27 protein-coding genes and 1 riboswitch are annotated in these 26,853 nt (G+C 38.8%); of the genes, 13 read left to right on the forward strand and 14 right to left on the reverse strand.

Going from position 1 to position 26,853, the window contains the following annotated elements; all coding sequences use genetic code 11:
- The first annotated feature begins 47 nt into the window (after window positions 1-47).
- A complete protein-coding gene (locus FVA72_RS10295; protein ID WP_004253824.1) occupies window positions 48-1,031 on the forward strand; it encodes an aldo/keto reductase in 984 nt (327 codons plus the stop codon).
- A 358-nt stretch (window positions 1,032-1,389) separates the two neighbouring features.
- On the opposite strand, the gene FVA72_RS10300 is transcribed toward FVA72_RS10295, so the two are convergent.
- The gene (locus FVA72_RS10300) at window positions 1,390-2,484 is read right to left on the reverse strand and encodes a porin (RefSeq protein ID WP_110591786.1); all 1,095 of its coding nucleotides are present in this window, start codon (window positions 2,482-2,484) and stop codon (window positions 1,390-1,392) included.
- 380 nt (window positions 2,485-2,864) lie between these two features.
- On the opposite strand from FVA72_RS10300, the gene alr reads away from it, so the two are divergent.
- Entirely contained in the window at window positions 2,865-4,094 is a 1,230-nt protein-coding gene (gene alr / locus FVA72_RS10305; RefSeq protein WP_110591785.1) for an alanine racemase, read from the forward strand.
- Window positions 4,095-4,302: 208 nt separating this feature from the next.
- On the forward strand, window positions 4,303-5,040 hold the full coding sequence (locus FVA72_RS10310) for a phosphatase (RefSeq protein ID WP_004253839.1): 738 nt from the start codon (window positions 4,303-4,305) through the stop codon (window positions 5,038-5,040).
- Window positions 5,041-5,142: 102 nt separating this feature from the next.
- Here FVA72_RS10310 and FVA72_RS10315 read toward each other — a convergent pair whose 3' ends face one another.
- A complete protein-coding gene (locus FVA72_RS10315) occupies window positions 5,143-5,613 on the reverse strand; it encodes a GNAT family N-acetyltransferase (RefSeq protein WP_164565706.1) in 471 nt (156 codons plus the stop codon).
- Between the two features lie 133 nt (window positions 5,614-5,746).
- Here FVA72_RS10315 and rlmA point away from each other — a divergent pair, with 133 nt between their 5' ends.
- Window positions 5,747-6,571: a 23S rRNA (guanine(745)-N(1))-methyltransferase gene (rlmA, locus tag FVA72_RS10320; RefSeq protein ID WP_036957684.1), complete on the forward strand. Its 825-nt coding sequence runs from the start codon at window positions 5,747-5,749 to the stop codon at window positions 6,569-6,571.
- Between the two features lie 32 nt (window positions 6,572-6,603).
- On the opposite strand, the gene mntP is transcribed toward rlmA, so the two are convergent.
- From mntP to pabB, 8 genes are all read right to left on the reverse strand, one after another.
- The gene (gene mntP, locus FVA72_RS10325; protein ID WP_004911288.1) at window positions 6,604-7,185 is read right to left on the reverse strand and encodes a manganese efflux pump MntP; all 582 of its coding nucleotides are present in this window, start codon (window positions 7,183-7,185) and stop codon (window positions 6,604-6,606) included.
- A gap of 46 nt (window positions 7,186-7,231) precedes the next feature.
- Window positions 7,232-7,376: riboswitch (yybP-ykoY riboswitch) on the reverse strand.
- A gap of 151 nt (window positions 7,377-7,527) precedes the next feature.
- On the reverse strand, window positions 7,528-7,986 hold the full coding sequence (locus FVA72_RS10330; protein WP_004253844.1) for a DUF986 family protein: 459 nt from the start codon (window positions 7,984-7,986) through the stop codon (window positions 7,528-7,530).
- Window positions 7,987-8,075: 89 nt separating this feature from the next.
- On the reverse strand, window positions 8,076-8,927 hold the full coding sequence (locus FVA72_RS10335) for a PTS mannose transporter subunit IID (protein WP_004253848.1): 852 nt from the start codon (window positions 8,925-8,927) through the stop codon (window positions 8,076-8,078).
- Window positions 8,928-8,939: 12 nt separating this feature from the next.
- Window positions 8,940-9,743, reverse strand: a complete 804-nt coding sequence (locus FVA72_RS10340; protein ID WP_004253851.1) for a PTS mannose/fructose/sorbose transporter subunit IIC — start codon at window positions 9,741-9,743, stop codon at window positions 8,940-8,942.
- A gap of 81 nt (window positions 9,744-9,824) precedes the next feature.
- Window positions 9,825-10,787, reverse strand: a complete 963-nt coding sequence (gene manX, locus FVA72_RS10345) for a PTS mannose transporter subunit IIAB (RefSeq protein ID WP_206535593.1) — start codon at window positions 10,785-10,787, stop codon at window positions 9,825-9,827.
- A gap of 681 nt (window positions 10,788-11,468) precedes the next feature.
- A complete protein-coding gene (locus FVA72_RS10350; RefSeq protein WP_036957685.1) occupies window positions 11,469-12,833 on the reverse strand; it encodes an L-serine ammonia-lyase in 1,365 nt (454 codons plus the stop codon).
- A gap of 280 nt (window positions 12,834-13,113) precedes the next feature.
- Window positions 13,114-13,674: a CoA pyrophosphatase gene (locus FVA72_RS10355; protein WP_004253869.1), complete on the reverse strand. Its 561-nt coding sequence runs from the start codon at window positions 13,672-13,674 to the stop codon at window positions 13,114-13,116.
- Complete coding sequence (pabB, locus tag FVA72_RS10360; RefSeq protein ID WP_110591783.1) at window positions 13,667-15,037, reverse strand: aminodeoxychorismate synthase component 1; 1,371 nt, start codon at window positions 15,035-15,037, stop codon at window positions 13,667-13,669. The genes FVA72_RS10355 and pabB overlap by 8 nt, the downstream gene beginning before the upstream one ends.
- A 124-nt stretch (window positions 15,038-15,161) precedes the next feature.
- Between pabB and FVA72_RS10365 the strand changes: the two genes are divergently transcribed.
- A complete protein-coding gene (locus tag FVA72_RS10365; RefSeq protein WP_004253877.1) occupies window positions 15,162-15,341 on the forward strand; it encodes a YoaH family protein in 180 nt (59 codons plus the stop codon).
- A 180-nt stretch (window positions 15,342-15,521) separates the two neighbouring features.
- On the forward strand, window positions 15,522-15,887 hold the full coding sequence (gene yebF, locus FVA72_RS10370) for a protein YebF (RefSeq protein WP_004253880.1): 366 nt from the start codon (window positions 15,522-15,524) through the stop codon (window positions 15,885-15,887).
- Window positions 15,888-15,966: 79 nt separating this feature from the next.
- On the opposite strand, the gene FVA72_RS10375 is transcribed toward yebF, so the two are convergent.
- The gene (locus FVA72_RS10375; RefSeq protein ID WP_004253885.1) at window positions 15,967-16,197 is read right to left on the reverse strand and encodes a DNA polymerase III subunit theta; all 231 of its coding nucleotides are present in this window, start codon (window positions 16,195-16,197) and stop codon (window positions 15,967-15,969) included.
- 291 nt (window positions 16,198-16,488) lie between these two features.
- Here FVA72_RS10375 and ftnA point away from each other — a divergent pair, with 291 nt between their 5' ends.
- From ftnA to FVA72_RS10395, 4 genes are all read left to right on the forward strand, one after another.
- Complete coding sequence (gene ftnA / locus FVA72_RS10380) at window positions 16,489-16,992, forward strand: non-heme ferritin (protein ID WP_004253892.1); 504 nt, start codon at window positions 16,489-16,491, stop codon at window positions 16,990-16,992.
- A 237-nt stretch (window positions 16,993-17,229) separates the two neighbouring features.
- A complete protein-coding gene (copC, locus tag FVA72_RS10385) occupies window positions 17,230-17,616 on the forward strand; it encodes a copper homeostasis periplasmic binding protein CopC (RefSeq protein WP_004253895.1) in 387 nt (128 codons plus the stop codon).
- Window position 17,617: 1 nt separating this feature from the next.
- A complete protein-coding gene (copD, locus tag FVA72_RS10390) occupies window positions 17,618-18,514 on the forward strand; it encodes a copper homeostasis membrane protein CopD (protein WP_110591782.1) in 897 nt (298 codons plus the stop codon).
- A gap of 64 nt (window positions 18,515-18,578) precedes the next feature.
- Window positions 18,579-18,926: a YebY family protein gene (locus FVA72_RS10395; RefSeq protein WP_004253900.1), complete on the forward strand. Its 348-nt coding sequence runs from the start codon at window positions 18,579-18,581 to the stop codon at window positions 18,924-18,926.
- Between the two features lie 422 nt (window positions 18,927-19,348).
- Here FVA72_RS10395 and FVA72_RS10405 read toward each other — a convergent pair whose 3' ends face one another.
- The 3 genes from FVA72_RS10405 to yebS all read right to left on the reverse strand — a co-directional run bounded on the left by FVA72_RS10405 (window position 19,349) and on the right by yebS (window position 23,270).
- Window positions 19,349-19,582: a DUF1480 family protein gene (locus FVA72_RS10405; protein ID WP_004253902.1), complete on the reverse strand. Its 234-nt coding sequence runs from the start codon at window positions 19,580-19,582 to the stop codon at window positions 19,349-19,351.
- Between the two features lie 147 nt (window positions 19,583-19,729).
- Window positions 19,730-22,069 carry a PqiB family protein gene (locus FVA72_RS10410; protein WP_110591781.1) on the reverse strand — a complete coding sequence of 780 codons (2,340 nt, stop codon included), beginning with the start codon at window positions 22,067-22,069 and terminating at the stop codon, window positions 19,730-19,732.
- A complete protein-coding gene (gene yebS, locus FVA72_RS10415; protein ID WP_094960507.1) occupies window positions 22,044-23,270 on the reverse strand; it encodes a membrane integrity lipid transport subunit YebS in 1,227 nt (408 codons plus the stop codon). Before yebS ends, FVA72_RS10410 begins: the two co-directional genes overlap by 26 nt.
- A 132-nt stretch (window positions 23,271-23,402) precedes the next feature.
- Between yebS and FVA72_RS10420 the strand changes: the two genes are divergently transcribed.
- From FVA72_RS10420 to prc, 3 genes are all read left to right on the forward strand, one after another.
- Entirely contained in the window at window positions 23,403-23,885 is a 483-nt protein-coding gene (locus FVA72_RS10420) for a GAF domain-containing protein (RefSeq protein ID WP_004253911.1), read from the forward strand.
- A 110-nt stretch (window positions 23,886-23,995) separates the two neighbouring features.
- The gene (gene proQ / locus FVA72_RS10425) at window positions 23,996-24,685 is read left to right on the forward strand and encodes an RNA chaperone ProQ (RefSeq protein WP_036957687.1); all 690 of its coding nucleotides are present in this window, start codon (window positions 23,996-23,998) and stop codon (window positions 24,683-24,685) included.
- Between the two features lie 19 nt (window positions 24,686-24,704).
- Window positions 24,705-26,747, forward strand: a complete 2,043-nt coding sequence (gene prc, locus FVA72_RS10430) for a carboxy terminal-processing peptidase (RefSeq protein ID WP_004253916.1) — start codon at window positions 24,705-24,707, stop codon at window positions 26,745-26,747.
- Window positions 26,748-26,853: the final 106 nt, after the last annotated feature.

The following is a 26,853-nucleotide window of genomic DNA, read 5'->3' on the forward strand; positions in this document are numbered from 1 at the left end:
ATGGAAAATATACTGAAAAACATAAAATAAACCAAGGGAGAGCGATAATGAAAAAACGTATTTTGGGTAATGGACTTGAAGTCTCGGCAATTGGACTCGGTTGTATGGGGATGAGCGAGTTCTATGGGCCGCAAGATGATCAGGCTGCCATGGTTGTGCTACAAAAAGCTATCGAACTAGGCTGTACGATGCTGGATACTGCGGATACTTATGGCAATTTTCATAACGAAGAGTTGATTGGGCATTTTCTTAAACAAGTAGGTTCTGATGTTAAAATCGCGACAAAGTGCGGTATTGTTCGCCGACCAGGTGAATATGAGAGAAGGATTGATAATAGTCCAGAATATATACGCAGCGCCTGTGAAAGCTCTCTTCGTCGATTAGGTGTTGAATGTATTGATTTGTATTATATCCATCGTCTAGATCCCTCTGCATCAATAGAGACGACAATGCACACGCTGGCGGGGTTAGTTGCTGAAGGGAAAATTGCTCACATTGGGTTGTCTGAGGTGAGTGCGGCAACCCTTAGAAGGGCACACGCAGTTTATCCTGTTACTGCAATCCAAACTGAGTATTCGCTTTGGACGCGTGATGTTGAAACGGAAATATTGCCAACTTGCCAAGAATTAGGGATTGGTTTTGTACCTTATTCCCCGTTAGGACGTGGATTCTTAACAGGGCGCTTTAATGCCGAAAGTAGGTTCGAGAGCGATGATGCACGTAATACGCTACCGCGTTTCACATCAGAGAACCTTAGAGCTAATCGCACATTAGCTGACTTTATCGTGCAGATGGCAAGTAACAAGTCATGTTCACCTGCTCAAATTTCACTGGCCTGGTTGCTAGCTCAAGGAGATAACATTGTACCAATACCAGGAACGAATAAAGTTAAACACCTTGAAGATAACTTTGCTGCCGCTGATATTGACCTAACATCGGAGGATTTACTGCAAATAACACAAGCGCTAGAAAGCTTTCAACCTGTGGGTTCCCGTTATACTGCTGAAGGAATGAAAGGTGTTAATGTGTAAGGTAAGCATCATTTTGTAGAGTAATAGAGTTGCCCTGTGCTGTCATATTCTGTGAATGTTATTTGGCAACAATAATTGAGGTATCAGTTTTTTACTGGTGCCTTTTTTTATTAGTACCAAAGACGTTAGAAAAAATAGGTATACCATTATAGGAATTTATTTAGGAAAAGGGGCCTCTATGTATGGGGTTAGATACTTTTGTATCTTACAACTGCTTTATCGAGGGTAAAGCAACAGAGCTTCCCGTTCCTAGGGAATAGGTCATGAAGATGATGAGAGATATTTTTATTGTCAAAGCTTACCCGTAAAAAAGCGCCTGTAATTTACAGACGCTTTTGCTTTTCACTCAATTCTAAAATTAGAACTGATACACTAACCCTAAACCAAGTACGTTATCGGTATTCACTTTGTAGTGGTCAGTAAAATCATTATCGTTTAACAAGTTGATTTTATAGTCGATGACAGCACTTAGGTTTTTATTAAAGTCATAAGCTGAGCCGATGGCGATATAATTTACTAATTCTTTATCTCCAAAGTTGCCTAAGTTTTTACCTTTGGAATAGTTATAGCCAATTGATGGGGTTAAACCGAAGTCAAAAGAATATAGGGCAACCACTTCCAAGTTCTGAGTTTTATTTGCTACTGACTCCATATTATCATTACCAAAACGGCTCATATTAAGCGTTTGGCCATACATGACTGCGAAATAGAGATCTTCGTATTCAAATTTTCCCCCTACGTTCCAAGCTTCAGCCCGTTTACCAGTCGCACTGCTAGTTGTGGCATCTTTTTGCTTTGGTGTACGGGAAGATGAGGAGTAACCACCACCGAGGGAAATACCATAACCTAATTCATAAGCTGTAGATAAACCAAAACCATCGCCGTTATCGGTTAATTCATCACCGGATGACAGGTTTTGTTCGCCATTTTTCCCCTGATATTGTAATGCAAAGCTTAAACCATCAATGTAACCAAAGGCATTATTATTGCGATAAGTGAGTAAATTACGGTTACGGCTTAGCATGTAGTTATCTTCTTGATCCATCGTATCCGCTCCCCAGAGAGGTAATACGTCTGTCCAAGCATTGGTATCATAAATAACACCATAATTGCGGCCATAATCAAGGGAGCCGTAATCTGCAAATTTTAAGCCTGCATAAGCTAAACGATTACTATTTTCTTCAGTTGATTCAGATTGGTTAGTTTTAGTTTCCCATTCAAAACGTCCAAAACCAATGAGTTGGTCGGTGATTTGTGTGTCACCTTTTAGCCCCAGTCTGACACGTGAGTCATCACCATCTTCGCCACTACGGCTTTTGGCAATATGATGGCGAACATCGATTTGCCCATACACATCAAGCTTATTACCATCTTTATTGTACATTTCAGCGGAGTTAGCAACATTAGCAGTAAGTAGTGTTGGAATAATGAGTGCGAGTAATTTGTACTTCATAACATAGCCTTATGGATTGAGTGATATTTAGCAATAGTTCCTAATTGATAGTTATTATCATTTAAGCATTTTAATTCGCCAAATAAAAAATGTAACAAAATTAAATATTAGTGAAACAATACGGCTAACTTATTAAATAATAAAAATAATTTAATTTATGGTGATTTCAACCAAATGTTTTATTTTTAGAAAATCAAAATCAATGTGATGAAAGAGTTATGTTTATGTATAAGTGATTTTTTATGCATAAATCGTGAATTATTACTTGTTTGAAATGCTAAGGTTGGTATTATTTAAAACCTATACAAATTTTGTCTATATCAACCCAGAACCCTAAAAATAATATCTTGGTAGAAATCACTAGATATAAGGAATAATAAGTGGCTTTACGTTTGAAGTATCTGGCATTACTCCCTTTATTAGTTGCTGCGACAGCTTGTCAGCAACCAAATAATATCAAAACACCAGTAGAAACTTATGCGACACAAAACCAACCTGCGGTGGTTAATAACGCATGGATTGAAATATCACGTGGTGCATTAGATTTTAATATCAAAAAAGTACAAAACTTGCTGGGGGATAAGTCTTCTCTGTGCGCTGTTTTGAAAGGGGATGCCTATGGACATGACCTTTCTTTAGTTACGCCAATAATGATTGAAAATAATGTGCAATGTATTGGGGTAACAAATAACCAAGAGCTTAAAACCGTGAGAGACTTAGGTTTTAAAGGCCGCTTAATGCGAGTGAGAAGTGCGACAGAACAAGAAATGGCTCAGGCCACACAATATGAGACAGAAGAGTTAATTGGTAATTTAGCAATGGCGCAGCGCTTGAATGCGATTGCGAAAAAACAAAATAAAGTGATCCCTATCCATCTTGCGCTAAACTCGGCAGGGATGTCCCGTAATGGGCTAGACGTCAGTAGTGCATCTGGCTTAGATGAAGCAAAACAGATCGCGGAGTTATCGCAATTAAAAATCGTGGGCATTATGTCTCATTATCCAGAAGAGGATGAAGCTCAGATCCGTAAAGACCTTGCGAAATTCAAGAAAGAGTCTCAACAAGTCTTGAATGTGACAGGGTTAAAACGTGAAGACATTACATTACATGTCGCGAATACTTATGCAACCATTACCGTACCAGAATCATGGTTGGATATGGTACGTGTAGGTGGTATTTTCTACGGTGATACCATTGCGACAAATGACTATAAACGCGTGATGACGCTGAAATCGAACATCGCCTCTGTCAATCATTATCCGAAAGGTAATACAGTGGGTTATGATAGAACTTATACCTTGAAGCGTGATTCTGTATTAGCCAATATCCCTGTAGGTTATGCAGATGGCTATCGCCGTGTATTTAGCAATGCGGGACATGCATTAATTAATGGCCAGACAGTTCCTGTTTTAGGAAAAACATCAATGAATACGGTCATGGTTGATGTTACTGATTTAAAATACGTTAGCCCGGGAGATGAAGTTGTATTTTTTGGCAAACAAGGTCATGCTGAAATTACGGCCGAAGAGGTTGAAGACATCAGCGGTGCATTATTTACCGAAATGTCAATTTTGTGGGGTGCAACCAATAAACGTATCTTAGTTGATTAGGTTAATTTTTAATTCCGTATATTTTAACCCGCAATAATCGCGGGTTTTTTTATCCAAAATGTCTCTTCGGATTTTATCCAATATGTCGATAAAATGCGGTTTAGGGGAATGACTATCGAAACTTATAAGCTGATATGTTAGGTTGGTAGAGTCTTTTTTGAGCGGATTGACTCAGAAGGAAAATAAAAGAATTAGAAGGATATCATTTATGTATCAAGTTGATTTACATGCGCATACCATTGCCAGCACCCATGCATATAGCACTGTTAATGAATATTTTGCTGAAGCCGCAAGTCGAGGTGTGAAACTCTTTGCGATTACCGACCACGGCCCTGAAATGCAAGATGCTCCGCATGAATGGCACTTTGGTAATATGCCTATCTTACCGAGAATTGTTGATGGCGTTGGTTTATTGTACGGTATTGAAGCGAATATAAAAAACAAGTTGGGTGAGACAGACTGCAATGAAAAGATTGCTCGTCATTTGGATATTATTTTAGCTGGTTTCCATGAACCGGTTCTTGAACCCCAAAGTTTAGCTGATAATACAGAAGCTATGATTGCCACGATCCGTAGCGGTAAAGTGCAAATAATTACCCATCCGGGAAATCCCAAATATCCCATTGATATTAAAGCGGTAGCACAAGCTGCGAAAGATTGTAATGTGGCTTTGGAAATGAATAACTCCTCATTCTTGCATTCAAGAGCGGGTAGTCAAAAGAATTGTTTAGAAATAGCAAAGGCCGTTAAAGAAACTGGCGGGTGGGTAGCATTAGGTTCGGACTCGCATTTTGCTGGGTATCTCGGCCGTTTTGACCGCGTAGTTGAAATGTTGGAATCAATTGATTTTCCGCAATCACAAATTTTAAATGTTACTCCACGCCGTGTATTGGATTTTTTAGAGTCCCATGGGCGTAAGCCTATCCCTGAATTTGCTGATTTTTAATAGTTATTCAGTTATTCAACATTGCGTTCTTAAAGACAGTCAATATTAGGTATAATAAAGCCACAAAAGGTTAGTGGCTTTTAATTCAAGTTATATTGAAAGTTATAATTCAATTTCCATTTGAACACAATTTAACTCAACTTGAGCAAGAGAAGAGTAGTAGCTAGCATGCTTAATCGAAGTAAATCCATGTTTCTGATAAAAGCGTTCCGCATTCGGTGATGAATCTAATACCAATTTTTTAATATTTCGCTTTTTGGCTTCAGCTTTAATAGCATCTAATATTAAGCCCGCAGCTCCGCAGCCAGTGTACTGTGGTAAAGTAAATATGGCATCAACACTGTTAGCCTCTAGATTAAGATAGCCAGTTGCAACGGGTTCATCATTTTTATTTACCGCGACAAAGAATGGGTTATTCTTCACAATACGTATATAACTTACTGGCATTTCATCAGGTGTCCAGGCGCTGATCGTTTTTGCATCAAAACTCGTTGTGCAACCATGGCGAATGGCTTGGTTGCGTATAAACCAAAGATGTTCAGCTTCATCGGGAGTTGCTAACCTAATTTTCATCATGATACACCTGCTAATGTTTTTTTATTTCTTTCATAGAACAAAAAGTACAGTTAAAAAGCAATATATATAACAGAAAGAAAACTAATTTGAATATGGTATACTCACCCTTATTTTTAAATCAGTGACTTTTATGAATTATCAATGCCCCCTCTGCTTTACACCACTTAACTTTATGCATAACAGCTATCGCTGCGCAGAAAATCACCAGTTCGATTGTGCGAAAGAGGGTTACGTTAATTTGTTGCCCGTACAACATAAACGGTCTAAAGACCCCGGTGATAATGCTGAAATGATGCAAGCACGTAGACAATTTCTTGATGCAGGACATTACCACCCGATGCGTGAAAAGGTGGCAGAAAAAATTATTCAGTTTATTCCATCATCTAATACTAGTTTGTTAGACATTGGTTGTGGGGAAGGGTATTACACAGACTATTTCTCTCGGGAACTTGCAAAACATTTTGAAAAATATACGGTTCTGGGCTTAGATGTTTCGAAAGTGGCGGTTCGCTATGCGGCGAAACGGTATAAATCCGTTCGTTTTTGCGTCGGTACAAGCCATCGCTTGCCATTCTCAAATAACAGCTTAGGTGGAGTTGTCCGAATTTACGCACCCTGCAAAGCACAAGAATTAAGCCGTGTATTAGTTTCTAAAGGTATGTTAATTACTGTTACGCCTGCGGCAGAGCATCTGCAAGAATTAAAAGCGTTAATTTACGATGAGGTTAAGTTACATCCAACTAAAGATGAAGATTTACCAAATTTTTCGCTAATAGATAGTTGCCAATTAAATTATAAAATGGCACTGACAGGGCAAGAAGCTTATGAATTGTTGATGATGACCCCATTTGCTTGGCGTGCATCAGAACAGGTCAAAGAGAATCTGCAACAAGCTGAAGTGAAAGAATATACGGCTGATTTTTTAATTCGCGTTTATCAATCTGATGCAGAGTAAGGTTATTGCCCCCATATAAGGGGGCACAAAAACTAATGGGCATACATAAATAATTCGAGGTGCTCAAATAAAATATTAAAACCAATACCTATTAGAACCAACCCACCGATAATTTCTGCTTTTTTTCCGAGTAATGGGCCAACATAGCGGCCAATCATCATACCAATAGTTGCCATAATCATTGTCATTAAGCCGATAGTCATTGCAGTATGAACGATATCCACTTGCAAGAAAGCTAAACCTAGACCGATAGCCATTGCATCAAGGCTGGTGGCTATCGCAGAAAAGATAAGGCTTGTTGAGCTATGACTAGAAGGTTTAGAACAGCATTCTTCATCTTTTGTTTTAATACTCTGCCAGATCATTCTAGCACCTAAAACAAACAATAAACCAAATGCAATCCAATGATCCCAACGGATAACATATTGGCTAGCTAAGATCCCGATACCCCAACCAATAATCGGTGTAATGGCTTCAATAAAACCAAAAATAAAACCAGTACGGAGAATTTCTCTAAAGCGGGGTTTATGAAGTACGGCGCCTTTACAAATAGCAACAGCGAAGGCGTCCATTGATAGGGCAAGGGCTAAGATAAGGGTAGCATAGAAACTCATAATAGAACCTCGGTTGGGTGATTCCATATACACATAAATTACCCCCAACCAAAAGGCTTATTTATGTGTCTATGGTCTTGCCAACCGAATTTTGGTGTCCGCACCACGTTTGAAACCAAACGAGTATGTTGATACGGACTTTCTGGTCTTATATATGAAACCAGAACAGGCTACTCCCCAATGACGTGGAAAGAAAGATACCATATTTTATATTAAAGGCAACACTTAATTAATTGTGGATATTAAATGTTATTGAGAATTATTATCAATAAGGATATTGACAAAAACAAGGTTAATTAAATTTATAATTAACCTTGTTTTTAGTGATAATATAAAACTTATTTACTTATGATTAATAAGGAATTCATAAATTCTTTGTAAATCATCAAGATGTGAAACTTGGATGTTAATTTTCTTTTTTTCCAAACCTATTATTAATACACCGTCTTCGGATAAGTTCATTGTTTTTATTCTGTCATATAATATAAATGCATTGGCAAAATAAAAACCATTCTGTTTAAAGAATAGCTTAGGTGTTCTTATAAACGCCAAATAGATTGACATAAAAATAGTAATCAATAATAAGTAAGTGGTTAATAAATTACCATGGCGTACAATATTTGTATAAATAACGATACAAATTAGAACAATAAAAATAATAGCATCGGCCCGATGTTTTCGTTTTAGATTAATTTTTAATAATGTTTTACCCTTTAGCAAATGCTGAATGAATTCATCATAAATTGCATAAACAAGCATGATCAAAATGATTATAGCAAGAATGGCATCATTGAAGGTCATTTGTGAACCCTTGGATAAGTGAACATAATGCAGAGCTTAAAATTAAAAAAGGGAGGCTGCAACCTCCCAATTCAAATAATGGTGGAAAATTATGGTGCTAAGAAGTTTAACCAAGCACCAAGGATACCCAAACCAAAGAAGCCGATAATAATCCACAATGCGTTAACTTTACGACGTAACAGCCACATACAGGCGAAGGTTAGCAATAGTGGTACTAAACCTGGCATGAGTTGATCAAGGATCATTTGGACGGTGGTAATATCTTCAGCACCTGTTGTTGGGTTTTTGATCCGCGACACTTCAAGTGGAATATTGACATGTGTCCATTTATTGACCAAGGCTCCCATAACAAATAAACCGAGAATTGATGCTCCTTCGGTTAGTTTTTGTAGGAAACCGCCACCAATGTCTTGAACAATATCAATCCCTTTTTTGTAGCCATATGAAACACCATAATAAAGGGTTAATAAACGTACAAGATTAAACAAAACAAAGAACAGAAGAGGGCCAAGTAAGCTACCCGTCATTGCGATACCTGCACCGAGAGCCGCAAATACTGGGCGAACAGTTCCCCAGAAAATTGGGTCACCAACACCGGCTAATGGCCCCATTAGACCGACTTTGATACCATTTATTGCACCGTCATCAATGTCTGCACCATTGGCACGTTGCTCTTCCATTGCCATTGTGACACCCAGAACAGGCGCTGCAACATACGGATGTGTATTAAAGAATTCAAGATGGCGCTTAATGGCTTGTTTTCTATCATCATTATTTTCAGGATAAAGACGACGAATAACGGGAACCATTGAATAGCAGAAGCCTAGGGCTTGCATACGCTCAAAGTTCCAAGAACCTTGCAATAGGTTAGACCGTAAGAATACGCCGCGAATATCGCTTTGTGTAAGCTTTTTAGCCGTTGGCTTAGTGATATCTACCATTATACGTTCCTCCTAGTCTAGCTCATTATCAAGGTTGTTATTGCTACTATTTCCTTGCGTAACAACAGTTTGCGATTTATTGTATTTTGGACTGAGTTGGATATATAAAATAGCCATAACAGTACCGATAACCCCAAGAGCAACCAGGTTGAAGTCAGTAAATGCCGCGGTAACAAAGCCTAAGTAGAAGAACGGCATTAAGTAGCCTGCACGCATCATATTGATAACCATCGCATAACCGACAACAACAATCATACCACCAGCAATATTCAGGCCGTCAGTAACAACTTGCGGGATAGAATCCAACATTTGTTGTACTTCTGATGTACCAACAGAAATGGCGACAATTAACGCAGGTATTGCGATACGCATGGCTTGCAGTAATAAAGCTGAGATATGGATAAAGCCAATTGCAGTTAGATTACCATTGAGGGCGGCTTTATCAGCAGCATGTTGGAATGCAACCGTTACAGTACGAACAATAATGGTTAATACTTGTCCCGCTGCTGCGAGTGGGATGGCGATGGCAATACCTGCACCAATGCTTTGACCACCAGCAATAACGAGAATCGTTGAAATGATAGAAGCTAAAGCGGCATCAGGTGCAACGGCAGCACCGATATTCATCCACCCAAGTGCGATCATTTCTAATGTACCTCCGATGATGATACCCGTTTTCATATCTCCCAAAACAATACCTATAAGCGTACAGGCAATGAGAGGACGGTGAAATTGGAATTCATCAAGGATTGATCCCATCCCCGCGATACACGCGACGATGAAGACCATTACTATTTGAACAACGGTAAGTTCCATTGTTTAATCTCCTGTAACCAAAAGTTTTAAAATCTGTTTTGAGTAATGGATTAAAATTAATATAAAAAATGGCTATAAAAATTATTTTTTGAGCTTATTAATCAAGTCCATCATATAAACTTTGCTATCTGATGAGACTTTCCTAACTTCAAGTTCAATCTTTTTGTCGTTCAAATAATTAAATGCATCAATGTCTTCTTGGTTGATAGAAACGGCATTTGTGACCATTGTTTTGCCATCATGGTATGCCATTCCACCAATATTAACGGACTTGACGTCAACACCTTCTTCGACGATACGTTTAACATCAGTTGGATTAGTGAAAAGCAACATAACGCGCTCACCAGCGTATTTCGGGTTATTGTAAACGCGAATACATTTAGCAACATCGACAACATGTGCAGTGACACCTGGTGGTGCGACTTGTTTTAACAATGTAGAGCGAACTTGGTCTTTTGCTACGTCATCACTGACCACAATAATGCGCTTAACTTGGGTTTCTTTCGTCCAGCGTGTTGCGACTTGCCCGTGAATTAATCTGTCATCAATACGAGCAAGTGCGATCACCATATGTTCACCGGGGCCGGCTTTCACTGGTGCAGGGGCAGGAGTACTCGAGACTACAGGAGCAGGTTCAGCTTCAACTTCTTTGAATTTAAATGAACGAACACCACCACGACCCGTTTCTAGGGCGACAGTGATAAGTTCATTCATTGATGGGTTATCGTCACGGCACATGAATGTTTCAACTAACATTGGAACATTTACACCCGTGATAATGTCATAATTATCATGTTCATTAACAATGCGACTAGCTGCGTTAAATGGACTGCCTCCCCATGTATCAACAAGGAATAAGACACCCATTGATGTATCTAAATCAGTTAGCTTTTGGGTGTACTTATCAAATAGGGTATCTGCGTTTTCCCCAGGGATAAAATCAATAAACGACACATTATCTTGTTCGCCTATTAACATTTCGGTTGTTCGAAGAAGCTGCTCTGCAGCGACTCCGTGTGTACCAATCATAATAGCTATACTCACTATTTTTCCCTCATAGATAGATAAAACAAAACATTATCTGTCGATAAAATGGACACTTAAGTTAGACTCCTTTTTATCAGTTTCCCCTGTATGATAATTTTAGCTGAATAATTACAAACGTCTTATAATAGCCATAAACTCATTTATGGCACTGTTAGTATCAATTACATTATTAGCATATCATCTTGCATTATCCTAAAAACTTGTTTCGCGTCAGAAAAATAAGAATACACCTAAAAATTGATATCGAATTGCATTTTTCTGCTATTCATTTTAATTAAATAAAATTAATAATCTGATTATTTTGTTTTTGCTGGTTTCTTTTTGTGTTATCGGTAACAAAAAAAGTAAATAAAATAGTGCCATATTGATTTTTAGAGTGAAAAGTAATCAATTTTTAGTGGAAATTAGTTATCTCTTGCTCAGCTCAAAACAATCTTTAGCACAAAATAGTATGAATTTCGTTTTGATGTGATGTGTTGAGTATAAGAAAAGCGAGTTAATTCAATGAAAAAATTATGGGTAATTGATTAGGTGAATTGGAGCGTTTAGGAAGAGAAAGGTGACTAAAAAATAAAGAAAACTTTTTAATGCAGATTAAAAAAGCACCCTCAAAATACTGTTCAAAGACATAACAGAATAGGAAAGGGTGCTTAAGGCTTAAATTAATTGAGAATAAAATTAGTCACATTGTACTTTGATGGCTAGCCCGCCTCGGGATGTCTCACGATATTTCGCATTCATGTCTTTCCCGGTTTCGTACATAGTTTCAATGACTTTATCAAGTGAAACCCGTGGCTCACTTGTTCTGCGTAGGGCCATACGTGTGGCATTCACCGCTTTAACAGATGCGATTGCATTACGCTCAATACAAGGAACTTGTACTTGACCAGCAACAGGGTCACAAGTTAGACCTAAATTGTGTTCCATGCCGATTTCAGCAGCGATACAAACTTGCTCAGGGCTACCGCCAAATAATTCGGCCAGACCAGCTGCAGCCATAGAGCATGCCACACCGACCTCCCCTTGGCAGCCAACTTCAGCTCCTGAAATGGAAGCATTCATTTTGTATAAAATACCAATGGCGCCTGAAGCTAAGAAATAACGCATATACAGCTCTGGCGTTACCGGTTCTATGCAATGATTATAATACGCTAAAACGGCAGGTACGATACCACACGCACCGTTAGTCGGTGCTGTTACAACACGGCCGCCTGCTGCATTTTCCTCATTCACTGCTAAGGCATACATATTGATCAGGTCAACCACATTCATAGGGTCATTAGATAGCTTACTTGATGAAGTGACCATTCGGTTTAGTGCCGGTGCACGGCGAGGAACACGCAATGGGCCCGGCAATACACCTTCGGTGCTTAAACCACGCTCAATACAGGCTTGCATTGTCTGCCATACATCAGCGAAATAGGCTTCGATCTCTTCTTTAGAATGAAGATCTAACTCATTTTTCATCATTAAGCTAGAAATCGAAAGGCCTGATTTTTTACAATTTAGTAGTAGCTCTTCCGCAGAGTTAAACGGATAAGAGACCGGTTTGCTATCAAGAGTAGATTCGCCAAAATGCTCTGCATCGACAATGAAACCACCACCAATGGAATAATAAGTTTTGGTGTAAATTTCTTCATTACCTGCAAAAGCATGAATTGTCATGCCATTTTCATGCAATGGCAGGTTGTCTTGACGAAAATTCATGCCACCTTCATTAGGGAAGTCAACGACCTGAAGACCATTCGCTAATGATAACTTTTCTGTTTCTTCTACATTTTTGATAAAAGTTGGGATGGATTCAATGTCGACAGTGGCAGGTAAGTTACCTGCTAGCCCCATAATAATGGCGATATCAGTATGGTGCCCTTTTCCAGTAAGCGATAATGACCCATAAACATCCACAGAAATACGAGTGACGTTAGGTAATAAATTTTTGCTTACTAAATCATCGACAAATTCTTTCCCAGCTTTCATTGGACCAACGGTATGAGAGCTTGAAGGGCCTATGCCCACTTTAAACATGTCGAAAACGCTTATCACGCAGGACTCCTTAAAAAAAAGATGAAAATGTAGTGCATTATTTTAAAAGGCGCTACTTTACTGTTATTTAGTAGTGTTAACCAGTAAGTTTAAAGTATTTTTTGAAATAAGGTAGTTGCTGAAGGGTAATTGATTGTAAATAGCACAAAATGTCTGTGATGTGGCTAAAAAAGCGACAGGTAGTAGAGGTATATTTTGTCATATATGACGTGATATTTTGTCATCTTAAATAGATTTTACTGCAATAGTAACATTGTATGGTGAAAAGTTGTGTTAAACGTTAATCCAATTGCAAAGCAAGTTGGTGAATAATTGAAGCGGTTAACCCCCAAACTAAATGCCCCTTATACCAATAAAAAAAGATGCGGTTATGCCGCCCTGAACGGTTAATATCGACATATTTATGGCGTTGTAATGAAAGGGCATCAAATAAGGGAACTTCAAAGATAGCAGCGACTTCACTAGGGTTGGCTTGGTATTGAATGTTATTTGGTACCAAACCAACGATTGGCGTAACTTCATAGCCACCATAACTTTGCAAGGGGCTTAACTGACCCAGTACCGTGACTTTTTCAGGAGGGATGGCCACTTCTTCATATGCTTCACGCAGCGCGGTATTCACAAGCGTACCATCCTCCGGGTCACTTGCCCCTCCTGGAAATGCGACCTGGCCTGCATGGGAGCGTAAAAAAGGAGAGCGTTGTGTGAGAAGTAATGTCGGATTGGGTTTATTGATAATGGGCAAAAGAACGGCTGCCGATTTACCCGCCTTAGGTCCAGACTGGCGGGTAGCCGGCAAAGTAAACTGAAAACGATTGATAAAGTTATTCAGTTCAGTCATCGTTATTGAGCGCTCCTAATAAAGGTAAAATCAGGCTTAATTTATCAAAGGTTTCTTGGTACTCTTTGTCTGCTTGGCTATCTGCAACGATACCACCGCCAGCCCAACAATAAACCTGCTTTTTATATGTCAGTAAAGTACGAATAGTAATATTGCTGTCCATATTACCATTGAAACTAATATAGCCGATTGCTCCACAATAGCCATGTCGGCGATGGGGTTCTAATTCTTCAATTATCTCCATTGCACGCACTTTTGGTGCGCCGGTTATTGAACCCCCAGGAAAACACGCTCGTAATAAATCAGTTGCACGGTATTGGCTATCTAACTTTGCCGTGACGGTACTGACCAGATGATGCACTGCCGGGAAAGCTTCAACAGCAAATAATTCAGGAACACTGACCGTGCCCGGTTTGGCAACGCGACCAATATCATTGCGTAGCAAGTCAACAATCATCAAGTTTTCTGCGCGGTCTTTAACTGAATTAGCCAGTTTTTCAGCTTGTGCAAGATCATCTTGTTGATTATCTAGGCGCGGAAGCGTTCCTTTTATTGGGCGGGTTTGAATATCCCCATCTTGCAGAAAGATAAAACGTTCCGGTGAAATACTGATAACCGCATTTTCGGGGAGACGTATAAATGAAGAGAAGGGAGCTCCATTGCGCTCAAGTAGCGCTAAAAACGCATTCCATTCATCTCCTTTATACTTAGCTTTAAATCTTTGTGCTAAATTAATTTGATAACAATCACCATTACGTAAATATTCATGGATGCGCGCAATATTATGATGATATGTCTCTTCAGACATATTAGATTGCCATGCCGAGGTTAATTGGAATTTGTTTTTACGGCCCTTTTTTTGACTATGTAGCCAAGCTAACCGAGCATCAACATCATCATAACTAATTAATGTAGTTGTTTTATTATGGTGATCAACGATAAGTGCCCACAAGTAGATGCCAACCGCCATGTCTGGAAATTGTAGTTCTGTGGTTGAAATTTCAGGTAATTTTTCAATGCGCCGGCCTAAATCATAACTCCAAAGGCCGAGGGCACCGCCGTTGAAGGGACATTCGGTCTCTTCCTGGTATTTCGGTTGGTATTTATCAAGCAACCCTTGAAGAAGTTCAAAAGGATCTGATTCAGAAACGATAGGGGCCTGATTTTGCTCTGAGATAGTTGTTTCAAGCTGATAAGTCGTCAGTGTGGCAATAGGGTCAGCAACGATAATATCAAAGCGATTATGTGAGTGTTTTGCATTACCTGAATGCAGTAACATCGCCCATGGCTGGTGTGCCAGTGGAGTAAAATAATCAATGGCAGTGTTTGGGCTATAAGGTAATTGGATTTTTTTGATAACCATAATGATGAGTCTAAATTTCCGCAAGTGAATCAATACAGATTAACATATATTCTTATCTTAATAATCGAAGAGATGTTAAAATGTTAACTATTGATTTTAGTCTTTTATTCATGAGGTTTAAACCATGTTTTCTGGTATGCCAGCACTTAATCACCAAGAACAGCAAGAAGCAGTTGAAAAAATTCATCAATTGATGGCGGAAGGTATGAGTAGTGGTGAGGCAATTGCATTAGTTGCTCAAGAAATTAGGGAGAAGCACCAAGGTAAAGAGCAAATCCATGTTCGTTTTGATGATGAAAATTAATAATCTGTAAACATACTATTAACATCCATGCATAAACCTGATAGATTAATATTAGTTAAGTCATTCTATTTATCAATGAAGACTAGATAATAACCAGAAGATAACTGGTATCTGATAGGCTGAAATATGCCGCTAAACTAATCAAAAATCTTTACCTAGTAATAGGTATCGGAGGATGGTATGGAAGCGAATCAAAAAATTGCTGTAGTTTTAGGTACTTGTGCGCTGGTTTTTAGCTCTTTTGCGTTAAGCGCAAATAATGAAGAAGGTAAAGCAGCGCCTTTCGTCAGTTGTGGTACGTTAACTGAGCCACAAATTGCAGCACAAGTGAAAAGCGATTTTATGCATAATCGTTTACCTCGCTGGACAGATGAAAAAGCGGCTTTAGGCAAGAAAGCGGTTGCATGGGTCAATGATAGTGAAGTCACTAAAACGGAAACAGGCTACAGGGTACCGTTAGTTGTTCGTGGTGCAAAATCTGACTTACATTATTCAGTCGCGGTAGACTGCCAAAATAATACAGTGACATATAATACGGCGAAATAAATTTTTTAATCTTGAGAATCAAGGGGTAACCATTAAGGTTATCCCTTTTTTGTATCATTTCTTTTGTGCCTTCGTGAGACTAGCGATTTCGTGGTTCATAAGGCATACGTGCAAAGTTTTGCGACAGTTGTCGGTAGTAGACTAATCGCTCCCTGAAATACTCCCTTAAGTGCTCGGGTTGTTCTCGCTCAACAGCTTCAGCAATGATGGCAATGTTATAGCGTTCTTTAAATGCAACACCGGAAGCTAAAAGGTCGACATTGACCTTATCCATTTCATCTTTAGGCAATAAAGCAAGATTATGGCTCATATTTGATCTCTACTGTTAAATTCATACGCCATTATTGTAACTGGATAATGAGAAAAAATCTCAATACCTTAATTGGAATAATGAAAAACAATAGTTAAATTTCTCTATTTATATATTAGTAATTAAGGGAAAAAGCAGGGAAAGATAATGAGATTGATTATTATTGTTTTTAACAAAAGTTATTAATTATCAGTAAATTGGATTTTTTTGTTTTAAGATTGTTTTAGGGTTTTAATTGTTTTAATACTGTGCATAATATACTCATGAATAATTAATCGATAAGGCATAAATATGTTAACTACAGATATGGTCAAAAAATTAAACGAACAATTAAACCTTGAATTTTATTCTGCAAATCTTTATTTGCAAATGAGCGCTTGGTGTAGTGACAAAGGCTATGAAGGTGCTGCAGCGTTCTTAAAAGCACACTCACAAGAAGAAATGGAACATATGCAGCGTTTATTTGATTACCTTAGTGACACTGGGGCATTACCCCTGTTAGGGCAAATTGCAGCGCCACCAGTTGATTTCAAATCAATTAGCGATGTATTTCATCAAACTTATGAACATGAGCAATTAATTACTCGTGAAATTAATAAATTGGCTCATTTAGCAATGACAACACAAGATTATTCTACATTTAATTTCTTACAATGGTATGTTGCAGAGCAACACGAAGAAGAGAAATTATTTAAATCAGTACTGGATAAACTGGATATGGTGGGTGAGTCTGGTAAGGCACTATTCTTGTTAGATAAAGATTTGAAAAACATGTCAGCGGCAACACATGTTTAATCTACACGCCAGTAAGTAAATAGAAATATCGTTTTATCTCCATGTAATACATAAAGACCTCTCTAGGCTTATGGGCATGAATCCTGCAATTCAATGTTCATAAGTCTTTTTCTTTTCATTTTGTGTGAAAACTCACAGGATAGGCCGATAAAACCCATTTTTAAGCGGTAAAATGGTTTGTTTTCCGTATAATGATTGGTAATTATTCTAAATTCACCTGCAAATTAAGAGGTTACTATGCCAATTAACCCTATTAAATCTTCATGGCGCAAACTTAGCGCAGTCGCAGTTCTTTTTTTAGGTATGTCGTTCCAACAGGCATTTGCACATGCGCACTTAAAAGACCAACTTCCTGCTGAAGGTACGGCAGTAGAACAAGCCCCTGAGTCTATCTCATTAAGCTTTTCTGAAGGCATTGAAGTTAATTTCACTAAGGTCAGTATTATCGGTCCTGAAAATAAAATAGTGAAAACCGGTAAAGCAACGTTAGACCCAAGTAACGATACAAAAGTGATTGTCCCTGTGGAAGACAAGCTCGCTGCTGGGAAATATGACGTTAATTGGAGCGTCGTTTCTGTCGATGGACACAAAACAAAAGGAACGTATAGCTTTACAGTGAAATAATATGTCACTAGAAGCTTTTTATACCCTTATTCGCTTTATTCATTTTATCGCTGCAATATTGATGTGTGGAATGTCAATATTTGCAGTGGTACTTAGTCGTGAGCCATTTAATTATTTGCTCAGCCGCTATTTGAATAAAGGTATTTTCTTCTGTGCCATCGTTACCGTGTTAACAACTTTTGGTTGGATGCTTGCACAAGCAGGCCTGATGGGAGATGGTTGGCAAGATAGTATCGATTTGGATATATGGCAAGGGGTTTTAGGGACGTCATTCGGTCAAGTATGGCGTTGGGAACTTTTGTCATCTGTATTATTGTTATTGGTTTTATTTGTAAAACCAATCCAATTGCGATTGAAACTCATATTGGTTTTTTCAGTGATCCTACTTGGTTTGCATGCTTTTATTGGGCACGCGGCTATGCATGATGGCTTACTCGGAACCCTCCACCGCATCAATCAATTCATTCATCTTATTAGTTCAGCCTATTGGTTTGGCGGTTTGTGGCCATTTTTAATTTGCATTCAATTTTTACGCAATAAAAAAGAAATGGTCGAAGGGATGGATAAACACATTGTGAATACCATGATGCGTTTTTCGCGTTATGGTCACATCTCTGTTGCACTGGTTATTATTACTGGAGTCATTAGTGCAATAACGCTCTTACCTGGTTGGCCATTAAACTATTCAGGGTCAGAATACCAATCACTACTTTGGTTTAAGATCATTTTAGTGGGGGGAATGCTTCTATTGGCTATTATCAATCGCTATTACATCGTACCGATTATTAAACAAAAAGGGCGGGTCAACACCCTAATTATTAACAGTTGGGTTGAGTTACTGTTAGGGACTATGGCTATCCTTTCGGTGGCGATTTTTGCAAGCTACCAGCCAATCTAGCTAAACTTTTATATTTAATTGATAATAACGCGAAGATATCTTTAATGTTTGATAAGGCACTACCATGAAATTTAAACTCATTATTTGCACACTGTTATTGGCTGGTACCGTAAGTACTGCTTTTTCTGCACCGTTAACATCCGTGAGTAAGAAACAATTTGGAGATGATTGGCCATTTACTCGTGAGGAGGTCATGTTAGAGTGCCGTCATAATGGGGCTTTGGTCGTTATTAACCCTGCGACATTAATGCAATATCCATTAAATGATATTGCAACTGAATTGATGAATAAAAAAGAAATTAAAGCACAGCCTATTGATGTGCTGCTTAAGCCTATCGATAGCACCAAGACAGTTGTGGAAAGAATATTACCTATAAAAGAAGCCGCTGAAAAGTTGTGTGTTAGCAACTAAGCTGATAGCAAAGTAAAACCATTAGAGCATAAAGGAAGTGGTGAATTAATAAATTATCATTGTTATTCAATTAGTTGATTGATTGAAAGGTTTGAATGATTAGGTGAATAGGTTTAACCTATTAAACAAATAGTTCAATATTATAAAATCAAGAAATAAATTGTGTTAATAATATGTGAAAATATTGATAATAAACATGGTAAGAACGTGCATTGAAAGCTAGTATTAGAGTGTACTTTGTTACGTCTCAATGGCAATTTTAGCGCACGGCTCTGCCAGAGCCATTTCCCAAGGCCCGGTAATCGGAATCTACCAGGCCTCTTTTTTTGCCTATTATTTTGTTAGTTCTCATTTCATATCAGCTTTTCAGTTCCTACCTACTTATATGCTTAGTCAATAGCCTAAGTGTACTAACAAAATTCTTAAGCAAGTTTCATCACCCAATGGTGATTTTCTTTGTCATAACGATCACGATAGAGCAGGACTGGCTTTTCATCTAAAGTTGCAGGGATACTTGTATGCTCGTCCCAGCCATCAAGCTGCATGCAAAAATCGGTATCAGAATCACATGGAATACTCACTGTGTCGCTTTTATGGGAAGCCATAACTGCATCATTAATTTCATAGGAAGATATTTTCAATTTTACAATACACATAACTGCACCTCATTCATTGATTTTAACTATATATAAACAGCCCAATGAAATTAAGCATAGTATAAATGGAATTAATTTCCAAAATAATTTTTATGACGCATGAAGGGTTAGGGTGCTATATGTGGTTAATATGCACCCTAATAGTGGTTATTTTTTAGGAATAGAAGTTCCCCAGCCCATGTAATCTTTAGGGGGTTCCAACTTCAGGATGAAATGCTGTTCAGGCTTGGCTTTTGGGGCTAAAGGCACTGACGGCGGGGTTGCGAAGGAAATGCCACCGCGTACAAATTGTTTGAAAGTCCCACTCTTGGCGACACCACCAGTTAAACCAAATGAGAAATTAAAACCGGAAGATTGCCAAAATTCTGTATTATTGCGAATGAGATATTGGTATTCCTTACCAATGCGTGTGGCAACATATACGCGATCGGAAAGCTCTCCCAAATATAGACCTGTAACAACACCGACTTCTAGGCCTCTGAATAAAATAGGCGTGCCAACTTGAACGGAGCCGACATCACTCGCATCAAGGTAAATAGTTAAACCGTCTAGATAACGCGAGTCTGTAATATTTGCAGCTTGTAATTCAAATTGATAACGGCTTTTATTATTACGTCCTGGCTCAGCACTAATATAGGGTTGTAATATGCTATCTAAATTATTTAAACCCGCAGGGGATAATTCAGGTGTTACAACTGCGAAACGGCTTCCTAACCGGGTAAAAGCACTGACATATTCAGGGTATAGAATGGCTTTTGCTTGTACTTCACGTTTATCAGATGACAATTTTAATGATTCAATTTGGCCAATATTGATGCCCAAATAACGGATAGGCATGCCTTCTGAGAGTTTTGATGCATCAAATGTTGTTAATGTAATGATGCTTCCTATTGCTTTCGCGGAGGTTTCATTTGGATAAAGTGTGTGTTGGCGAGCAGTATTGGCAACACCTCCATCCAGGTTATCAAAGCTAATAGCACCGCTAATGGCTCGGCTCAGCGGTGCCGCTTGAACGGTTAAACCATTACCATTAAGTTGAACTTTTGCACCACCTTCAGCCCAAAATACACTGTTTTCAGTGAGTAAGTGAAGATATTCATTTGAGATATTTACATTGATCGCAAACCCAGCCTTGGTCGGTTTAATGGCAATTATTTTGCCGACTGCAAATTGGCGATAAAGAACAACAGAGCCTGCCTGAATGTCTGGTAATGTTGTGGTATTGAGAGTGATAGTTGTGGGTGGTAAAGCCCCTAAAATACCCGCTTTTGCATTATCATCACTACGATATAAAGGAAAAGTTTCTGGGAGTTTTTCTTGGCTTTGTCCTGCTATCAGATGAATACCACCATCTAACCACTCTTGGGGAGTAGCTCCTTGGAATTGTAATCCATTAAGACCTAATTGGATATCCACTCGGCTATTAGCAACAAACTTGCTGTCTTCTCGAACAAGATGTTGGAACTCATCATATATCAGGATATTAAAATTTACTTTCTCAGTTGCTAAGTGACGCTGTAACACCTCGCCAATTTGAATGCCTTTATAAACAATAGGTTGACCTTTATCGACGCCATAAGTGTCATGTGCCCAAAGTGTTAGCAACAGGGGGTCTTTACCATCTTGTTCTGCGGTTTGGGCTATTTTTTTACTGTCTTGTAGGACAAATTTTTGCCCTTCTTCTGCTTGTGGGCTGTCTTGTGGTGAATCAAAAGCAATGGCGCCATTTATAACAGCAGAAAGGCTTTCCATTTTTACGCTAGCGCCAGATTTAAGGTCAAAGCTGCCTTGTAGCCCTGACACATTCCAAAACTGGCTCTCTTTACGGACCAAGTGAACATAAGGTTTTTTGACAACGGCAGAAATGGAAACCCCTTGGTTATCAGGCAAAATGGTGTAGTCTGAAATATAACCAACAGGGACTTTCCGGTAATAAATAGGCGAGTTTTCATTCAGTGAGCCTAAATCTGGAGCAGTCAGGTGAATAAGTAATTCACCTTTATCAATGTCTAGCTGCGGTGGTGTGTCTTGTGCAACAAAAGAGAACTGTTCTGTGCCTGTGCTTGGTAACATACCAATGTAATTTCCACCAACTAAAGCATCAAGACCAGAAACACCCGCTAACGATGCTTTGGGGGTCACTAACCAAAATTTAGTCCCTGAATTTAAGGCTGGCCGCATATCTTTATTCACACTAGCAGTGACAATGATGGTTTTCATATTTTTACTGATAGCAACGGATTGTACTAAACCTACTTCAACCCCTTGATACCGGATAGGCGTTCTATTGGCGACGACTCCAGGTGCGGATGTAAACTCAATAGTGATATCCGTTCCTCGTTCAGCCCAATGTTGAAACAAAAGCCAGCCTGCAATGAAAATAGCGACTAAAGGCAATAGCCAGAAAGGCGAAATTTGCCTGCGTTTGCGTAATATGGCTTCTGATATTTCTTCAGAGGGTTCATTTTGTAGGTTTTGATTTTCCATAAGAATCCCAAATTAAACGGCTATCTAACCACTCAACAGCCAAAATTGTTAAAATAACGGCTGAACCAAAATACAGTGCGGCTGGCCCCATAGTAAAAGACATGAGTTGATCACGGTTAACGAGTGTCATCATCAAGGCGATGACAAATAAATCTAGCATTGACCAACGACCAATCCACGAAACAAACCTAAGTAATTTCATACGTAAAATAGGGTCAGTATTGCTTTTTAAATGGATAGAAAACAGTAGCAATATCATAATAATAATCTTAATAAATGGAACCAGTATACTGGCGATGAATACAATAACTGCGATTGGCCAGTTACCTGAATCAATTAAAGAGACAACCCCAGAATAAATGGTGTCTTCTAAGCGCTGTCCATTGAGATAAAAAATAGAGATTGGCATTAAATTAGCAGGAAACAATAACACCATGGCAGCAATTAGTGCGGCCCAAGTTTTTTGTAAGCTATAAGGTTCCCGATAATGAAGAGGGCGATGACATCGTTTGCATTTCCCATTCCAATTTGCGGGCCCAGTGTAATGGCAAGCCGTGCAAGTTAGCGAGTTATCTTGTACTTTTTTATTATTGATGGGATAAAATTTTTGCCATAACTCATCTAGGTTTATGTGGATGAGAATTAATAAACTGAGAATAGACATAGTAATAAAAGCCACTAAGCCATGCCCAATGAATACACTTGCGTAATCTTGCATTTTAATGGCGGCAATACCCAATGCTATTAGGTAAACATCTAACATAACCCATTCTTTGATGTGGCTTAACACTAAAAGAATAGGCCGGAGATTCAAATTGATATGCTGACCAATAGATAACAATAAAATTAAAATTGGTAATAATAAGGGGGCTGCAATAGCACAAAAAGCCACTATACTGGCAGTAAATGGATCCCCTTGTTGATTAATTAAGCGTATACCTTCAATGACATTTGCATTAATTTGGCTTCCTAATAAATGAATAGAAATAAGGGGTTGCCAAAAAGCAATGGGAGCAAGCATCAGTAATGTGATAGCCAGTATTGATAAACGGTTGAGTGACCAAGAACGTCCATCATTAAGTTGACTAGAACAGCGAGGACAAACAACGACTTGTCGTACGTTGGCTCGAGGGGTTAGTAGCTTCTGATTGCAATGATTACAACGTTGAAAAAGCAAATCAGTGTGGTTAATGTAGTTCATATTGACTCATTTTAGGTGGTTACCTAGATGTAATCTAGTGTAAAAAAATTTACCTCAAAGTGACAAATTGGTAACCTTAGGGCTACGCTTACAAACATTCGATTAATTGCTTGATTATTACAAGAAATAATTATGGATAAAAAGAAGTATTATCTTGAACTTTCGGACAATCTCTCTGCATTACTTGCAGGTGAGTATGATTTAATTGCAACTTTAGCAAATACCAGTGCATTATTATATGAATATTTAGAAGGGGTTAACTGGGCTGGTTTTTATCTCAGTAATGGGCAAGAATTAGTTCTGGGTCCTTTCCAAGGTAAAGTTGCGTGTGTTCGAATTCCTTTTGGTAAAGGCGTTTGTGGTACAGCTTTTAGTAATAACCAAGTTCAGCGTATAGAAGATGTTCATGCCTTCCCAGGTCATATTGCCTGTGATGCAGCAAGTAACGCTGAAATTGTGTTCCCTTTGGTAGTTAGTGGGCAAATTATCGGGGTTTTAGATATTGATAGCCCAAATATTAGCCAATTCGACCAAGAAGACGAAAAAGGGCTACAACACCTTGTAAACCAGTTGTGCCAACATCTGGCAATGTGTTCTATGCCTAAATATCACTAAATAATGGTCAGTTAAATTAATAGTAACGTGGCAATTGTCAGCAACACGATTATAATGTCGGCTTGTTCATGCCCGTGAGGTTGGCAAAATCGTTGTTATCAGGAAATTTCATGGAAAATCAACCTAAGTTGAATAGTAGTAAAGAAGTTATCGCATTTCTAGCAGAGCGTTTTCCTCGCTGTTTTATCGCTGAAGGCGAAGCACGTCCGTTAAAAGTCGGAATTTTTCAAGATATCGTAGGATGCTTAAAAGAAGAAGATGGTATTAGCAAAACGCAATTGCGTTCTGCGTTACGCATGTATACTTCTAGCTGGCGTTATCTCTACGGTGTTAAAGAGGGCGCTAAACGCGTTGACTTAAATGGTGAAGATTGTGGTGAATTAGATGCAGAACATATTGCTCATGCGCGCCAACAATTAGCCGAGGCTAAAGCTCGCGTTCAAGCACAACGTGCTGAACAAAAAGCACAAAAACGTCCAGCAGCGAAAAAAGCGAGTGAGAAAACCCCTCGTAATCAAGATGCAGCTAAAGAAAAAACGCCTCGTCGCCGTCCGTCAGATAATAAAGAACGCTCGCAAAATACATCTGCTAAAGCCCCTCGTCGTAATACACCTGCGCCAGAGCAAAATCTGAAATCAGTCACTGATATCAATACCCTTCAAATTGGTCAAACTTTGAAAGTGAAAGTCGGTACCAGTGTGATGGACGCCTCTGTGCTGGAAATTGCGAAAGATGGTGTTAGGGTTCAATTGCCAACAGGGCTGGCAATGATTGTACGCGCGGAACATTTAAAGTTCTGATACGGAGGTCAATCAGGTCATGAACAAACTTCTTAAAATTGCATTGGTGGTAAGTCTAGCGACTTTTGGCAGTGCAATAGCTAATACTCAAGCAGTGGCTCCGGTCACTGCGGCTCAGTTACCTGTCTTAAAACAGAGTGCACAGCACGGTACTGTGAGTGAAAGGGTCACCTCTCGGTTTACTCGCTCACATTATCGCCAATTCGATTTAGACAATGCGTTTTCTGGGAAGATATTTGATCGTTATCTCAATATGTTAGATTTCGGTCATAATGTTTTACTTCAATCCGATATTGACCAATACGCCAAAGATAAAGGCAAAGTGGGTCAGTGGCTTGAGGATGGCAAATTAGATACGTTCTATGACCTGTATAACCTGTCTCAGGAAAGACGTTTCGAGCGCTTTAAATATGCATTGGCTCGTTTAGAGCAACCCATCGATTTAAATGCGACTGATTCTATTGAAGTTGACCGTTCAAAATCACCATGGCCTAAAGATAAGCAAGAGCTTGATCGTCTATGGGACCAAAAAGTGCGTTATGATTGGTTGAATTTAAAACTATCAGGTAAAGATGATAAAGAAATCAAAGAGAAACTGACAAAACGCTATAATTTTGCGTTGCGGCGTTTAACGCAAGCGCAAAGTGAAGACGTTTTTCAATTGATAGTTAACTCTTTCGCTCGTGAAATTGATCCACACACAAGTTATCTGTCGCCTCGTAATACTGAACAATTTAATTCAGAAATGAGCTTATCATTAGAAGGAATTGGTGCGGTATTACAGCAAGATGACGAAAATACGGTTATTAACTCATTAGTTGCTGGGGGGCCAGCTGCTAAAAGTAAAGAGCTAAAAGTCGGCGATAAAATTATCGGTGTTGGCCAAACGGGTAAACCTATTGTTGATGTGGTTGGCTGGCGCCTTGATGATGTGGTTGCTTTAATTAAAGGCCCGAAAGGAAGTAAAGTTCGGTTAGAAGTCGTTTCTGATACTAAAGGGGCGAAACCTCATATTGTCACCATAGTTCGGGAGCAGATCCGACTGGAAGACCGAGCAGTCAAACTGACGATTAAACAGCAAGGTAAAGATAAAGTTGCTGTTTTAGATATTCCTGGTTTTTATGTTGGTTTAACCAATGATGTTAAAACTCAATTGCAAAACTTGGCTAAAGATAATGTTTCCGCATTGGTTATTGATTTACGCGGTAATGGTGGTGGAGCATTAACCGAAGCGGTCTCTTTATCAGGTTTGTTTATTCCGAAAGGGCCAATTGTTCAAGTTCGTGATAATAACGGTCAAGTTCGCCAAGATATTGATGATGACGATGTTATTTATTATAAGGGGCCTCTTGTTGTTTTAGTCGACCGCTTTAGTGCATCCGCATCTGAGATTTTTGCTGCAGCAATGCAAGATTATGGCAGAGCGATGATTGTTGGGGAACCAACCTTTGGTAAAGGAACTGTTCAGCAGCACCGTAGTTTGAGCCGTGTTTACGATCAAATGCTAAAACCAGAATGGCCTTCATTAGGTTCTGTCCAATATACCATTCAGAAGTTTTACCGAGTTAATGGTGGTAGCACACAACGTGAAGGTGTAACCCCTGATGTGATAATGCCTACAGGCCAAGACCCAGCTGAAACTGGAGAAAGCTTTGAGGACAATGCATTACCATGGGATAGTATTCCACCGGCAAAATATACACCTGTTGGTAATGTGTCTTCTGATTTATCACCAATAAAAACTCAGCATTTGGCACGTATTAGCAAAGACCCTGAATTCAACTATATTGATGAAGATATTGCTCGCTATAAAGTAAACAAAGAGAGTAAGAATCTTATTTCGCTCAACTATGCAGAGCGCCAAAAAGAAGATTCAGAACTTGAAGCGACAAAATTGAAACGTATAAATGAACGTAATACTCGGGAAGGTAAACCACTATTGAAATCAATTGATGATTTGCCTAAAGATTATGAGGGGCCAGACCCATACCTCGATGAAACGGTGAAAATGGCGATCGACTTAGCTAATCAACATACTAAGCTATTATCAAATAATAAATAATATTCTCTTAGTGTTTAACGGAATTAAGCCAGCGAAAGCTGGCTTAATTTTTTGAGTTTCTTTAACGCTATCTTAATCCGCTTAGAAAATAGAAAATCAAATGTTA

Source organism: Providencia sp. PROV061, from assembly GCF_011045655.1.
Lineage (GTDB): Bacteria > Pseudomonadota > Gammaproteobacteria > Enterobacterales > Enterobacteriaceae > Providencia > Providencia hangzhouensis.